At 68.3% G+C, this 4,787-nt stretch carries 2 protein-coding genes; both read right to left on the bottom strand.

The genetic code is table 11. The annotated features are described in order from the left end of the window. On the bottom strand, positions 1-1,403 hold a 1,403-nt coding region (locus ACLZOT_RS49585), incomplete at its 3' end, for a type I polyketide synthase (RefSeq protein ID WP_416975925.1). Positions 1,404-1,424: 21 nt separating this feature from the next. Then, on the bottom strand, positions 1,425-4,787 hold a 3,363-nt coding region (locus ACLZOT_RS49580), incomplete at its 5' end, for an SDR family NAD(P)-dependent oxidoreductase (protein ID WP_416975924.1).

Below are 4,787 nucleotides of genomic sequence, written 5' to 3'. Positions count from 1 at the left end.
CACGGCACCACCGACGACAACACCACCGGCCCCGCCCCCTCCACATCGGAAGCCGGTTCAAACTCAGCAGCCTGCTCCAGAATCACATGGGCATTCGTGCCACTGACCCCGAACGAAGACACCCCCGCCCGCCACGGCCGATCCACCACCGGCCACGGCTGCTCCTCCGTCAACAACTCCACCGCACCAGCCGACCAATCCACCTCAGAAGTCGGCTCATCCACATGCAACGTCCGCGGCAACACACCCCGCTGCATCGCCAACACCATCTTGATCACACCACCCACACCTGCCGCGCCTTGGGTGTGACCGATGTTCGACTTCAGCGACCCCAACCACAGCGGACGATCCCGGTCCTGCCCATAAGTCGCCAGCAACGCCTGAGCCTCAATCGGATCCCCCAGCCGGGTACCCGTACCGTGCGCCTCGACCACATCCACCTCAGCCGCGGTCAAACCAGCACTGGCCAGCGCCTGCCGGATCACCCGCTGTTGAGAGGGACCGTTCGGCGCGGTCAACCCGTTCGAGGCGCCGTCCTGATTGATCGCCGAACCCCGCACCACCGCCAACACCCGATGCCCCTTACGCCGAGCATCCGACAACCGCTCCACCACTACCAACGCGGAGCCCTCGGCCCACCCCGTACCATCGGCCGACGCGGCGAAGGACTTGCAGCGGCCATCCCCCGCCACCCCACCCTGCTCGGCAAAGGCTCCCGGCGTGGCCATCACCGTCACACCACCGGCCAGCGCCAGATCGCATTCACCGGACCGCAACGCCTGCGCGGCCAGATGCAGCGCCACCAACGACGACGAACACGCCGTGTCCACCGTCACCGCAGGCCCTTCCAGCCCCAACGTGTAAGCGACCCGGCCCGACAACACGCTTCCCGCGGTACCGATCCCCAGGATTCCTCCTATCTCATCTGCCGCCGTCCTCAATGGTTCGCTGTAGTCGTGGTACATCAGCCCGGCGTACACGCCGGTCTTACTGCCCTTCAACGAGTGCGGGTCGATCCTGGCCCGCTCCAACGCTTCCCAGGCCGTCTCCAGCAGCAACCGCTGCTGCGGATCCATCGCCAACGCCTCACGCGGCGAGATCCCGAAGAACCCCGCATCGAACTCCGCCGCGTCATGGAGAAAGCCGCCCTTGCCGGAACCACCATCAGTCAGATCCCAGCCCCGATCCACCGGGAACCCGGAAATAGCGTCCACCCCGCCGACCAGCACATCCCACAAGTCCGACGGCGAAGACACCCCACCCGGGAACCGGCACCCGATGCCCACGATGGCCACCGGCTCAACCCTGGCCGTGGCGAGCTGCTCGTTCTGCTTGCGCAGTCGATCGATCTCCTTCAGCGACGACCGCAGCGCTTCGACGTACTTTTCGACGGAGTCATTCACCGGATTGCCTTTCGATCGTCGCTAGTTCGTGGTGTTCTCAGCGGCCAGGCGCAGCAGACTCTCGCCGTCCAACTCGTCGATCGAGACCTCATCGCCGGACGTGGTGGTCTGCGCGGCCTCGCCGTCCTCACCAGCGAGTCGCAGCAGCAGGTCCAAGAGACCCGCCTTCCGCAGGCGGCTGACAGGAATGGTCGCCAGGGTCTCTCCGAGACGGATGTCCGCATCCTCGGAAGGCTCCGCCGCCGGGATGTCGGGGCGCAACTCCGATCGAAGGTGATCGGCCACTGCGGCTGGTGTGGGGTAGTCGAACACCAGCGTGGCCGGCAACCGCAGACCAGTAACCGTGTTCAGCCGGTTACGCAGGTCGACAGCGGTCATCGAGTCGAAGCCCAGTTCCTGGAACGCAGAAGTGGCCTGTACCGACTCCGGGGTGGCATGCCCCAGAACTGTCGCCGTGTGAGTGGTGACCACCTGCGCCAACACGGCATGAGCGTCAGCAGCCGACAGACCAGCCAGCCGCTGCCGCAACGCCGCACCCGCCGCCTCACCGTCCCGCACAACGGCGAGACTCCTACGGCGGACCGGTCCACGTACGAGGCCACGCAACAGCCCCGACAACGGCTGACCAGCACGCACACCGGCCGGATCCCAGCGCATCCCCGCCACGAACGACCGCCCCGACCGTACGGCACGGTCCAGCAGCGCCACCCCTTCCTCCGCCGTCAGCGGCACAACCCCCGTCGCGCTGATCCGGCGGCGGTCGGTCTGCGACAGTTGCCCGGTCAACGCGCTGGTCGGCGCCCACATGCCCCACGCCACCGACACGGCGGCCTCGCCGCGAGCGGCACGCTGCTGGGCTATCGCGTCCAGCACGGAGTTCGCCGCCGCGTACCCCGCCTGTCCGGCCGCACCCAGCACACCCGACGTGGACGAGAACAGAACGAACGCGGCCAGGTCCAGCCCGGCGGTCGCCTCGTGCAGATACCACGCCGCATCCGCCTTCGGACGCATCACGGCATCCACCCGCTCCGGCGTCAACGACGTCACCATCCCGTCGTCCACCACACCCGCCGTATGCACCACCGCCGTCAGCGGATGCTCGTCCGGGATCGCATCAAGCACAGCCGTCAGCGCTGCCAGATCCGACACATCACAGGCCACCACCCGCGCCTCGGCACCCAGCCCCGTCAACTCCTCGGCCAGCTCCCGGGCTCCCGGCGCGGCGATCCCCTGCCGCGACACCAGCAGCAGACGCCGCACTCCGTGACGCTCCACCCAATCCCGCGCCACCACCCCACCCAACGTGCCGGTCCCACCCGTGATCAGCACCGTCCCCTCAGGGTTCACCGGCCGTGCCTCCGCTGACAGGTCCGACACCTCACCCGCGCTCACCGACGTAAGCCGGGGGCTGTACGCCTGACCGGCCCGCACAGCCAGTTCGAAATCGCCCTCGTCATCGGCCGTGCTGCTCAGTACGGCGGGCAGGCACCGCCAGGACTCGGTGCTGCCGTCCACATCCACCAGACCGAAGCGGCCCGGATGCTCCGACCGCGCTGATCGCACCAACCCCTGCACCCCGGCCCCGGACACGTCCGACACCCGGTCACCCGTACCCGTAGACACCGCGTTCCGGGTCACCACCACCAGCCGTGCACCATCACGCTCATCGTCAGCCAGCCACTCCTGCGCCAACTCCAGCACCCGGCACACCTCAGAACGCACCGCAGCCACATCACCAGTGACACTGACACCCGCAGGCAGAAGAACCAAATCCGCCCTCGGGCACTCCGACAGCTCCAGATGCCAGGGAACCCCCAACATCGCCGCCAGGTCCTGACCACCCGCGCCCGCCACCACACACCGCGGCGACGAACCCCCACTCTGAGCCGGGACAACAGGCTTGAGAACCCACTCCACGCTGAACAGCGAGTGCTGTTCAGCCCCGGACTCCAGTAGTTCCGCTCGCACTGATCGCAGCGTTAGCGAGTCCACCGACAGCACCGGAGCACCGGTGTCATCAGCCGCGTCCAGACAGAGTGCACCGTCTCCGGTCACCGACAGCCGGACCCGCAACGACCGTGCGCCCGACGCGTGCAGGGACACTCCGCTCCAGGAGAACGGGAGCCCGCCCTCGACGTCACCGGGCAGGAATACGGCAGCGTGCAGGGCAGCGTCGAACAACGCCGGATGGCCCCCGAACTCCCCCGCCAGCTCCACCGCCCCCTCCGGCAGCCGCACCTCAGCGAAGACCTCCTCACCCCGCCGCCACACCGCCCGCAATCCCCGGAAGGTCGGCCCGTATCCGTAGCCCGCCTCGGCCAGGCCGTCGTAGAGATCGTCCACCGGCACCGGCACCGCTCCCGCAGGCGGCCATGCCGCGTCCTGCCACACCGGCACGGCAACCCCTGCCGCAGTCAGTGTCCCGCCGGCGTGCTGTGTCCAGGCCGCTTCCCCCGCTGTCTCCTCCGGCCGGGAGTAGACACTCACCGCACGACGACCCGACTCTGTTAGTGCTTCGACCACCACCTGCACCTGCACAGCCCCGTGCTCGGGCAGCACCAACGGCCGCTCCAACACCAGATCCTCCACAACACCACACCCGACCTCGTCACCAGCCCGCACCAGCAACTCCACGAACGCGGTGCCCGGCACCACCACCACACCCCGCACCGCATGGTCGGCCAGCCAATCCTGCGAGGCCAGGGACAGGCGGCTGGTGAACACCACACCCTCACCACCGGCCAACTCCACCGCCGCACCCAGCAACGGATGACCCACCGACACCAACCCAGCACCCCGCACATCCCCCGCCACAGAACGGGCACGAGGCCAGTACCGCTCACGCTGGAAGGCGTACGTCGGCAACTCGACCGCCGAGCCCCGGCCCACCACCGCGGACCACTCCACCGGCACACCGTGGGTATACAGAGTGGACAGGGCCGTCAGCGCGGTGTGGACCTCGGGCCGCCCCTTCCGCTGAGCCGCGACGAACACCCCGTCCACCACACCCGACCCCAACCCCGTCAGCACACCGTCCGGACCCACCTCCACAAAACGCGTCACACCCCCAGCACTCAACTCCGTCAGCATGTCCGCGAACCGCACCGGCTCCCGCACCTGCCGCACCCAGTACTGCGCGCTGCACACCTCAGCAACCGGAACCGTCATCCCCACCACCGGCCGCCTGAACTCCACCTGCCCGAGAACTTCCGCGAACGCATCCAGCATCGGATCCATCAACGGCGAATGGAAAGCATGGCTGACGTCCAGACGCCGCACCTTCCGGCCCCGCCCACGCCACACCTCCCCCATCGCACCCACCACACCCGCATCACCCGACAACACCACCGAACGGGCCGCATTCACCGCCGCGACACCAGCCCG

It is taken from the genome of Streptomyces sp. 4F14, assembly GCF_048159485.1.
Lineage (GTDB): Bacteria > Actinomycetota > Actinomycetes > Streptomycetales > Streptomycetaceae > Streptomyces.
Note: the sequence above shows the minus strand (reverse complement) of the source record. Positions and strands in the feature narration are given on the sequence as shown.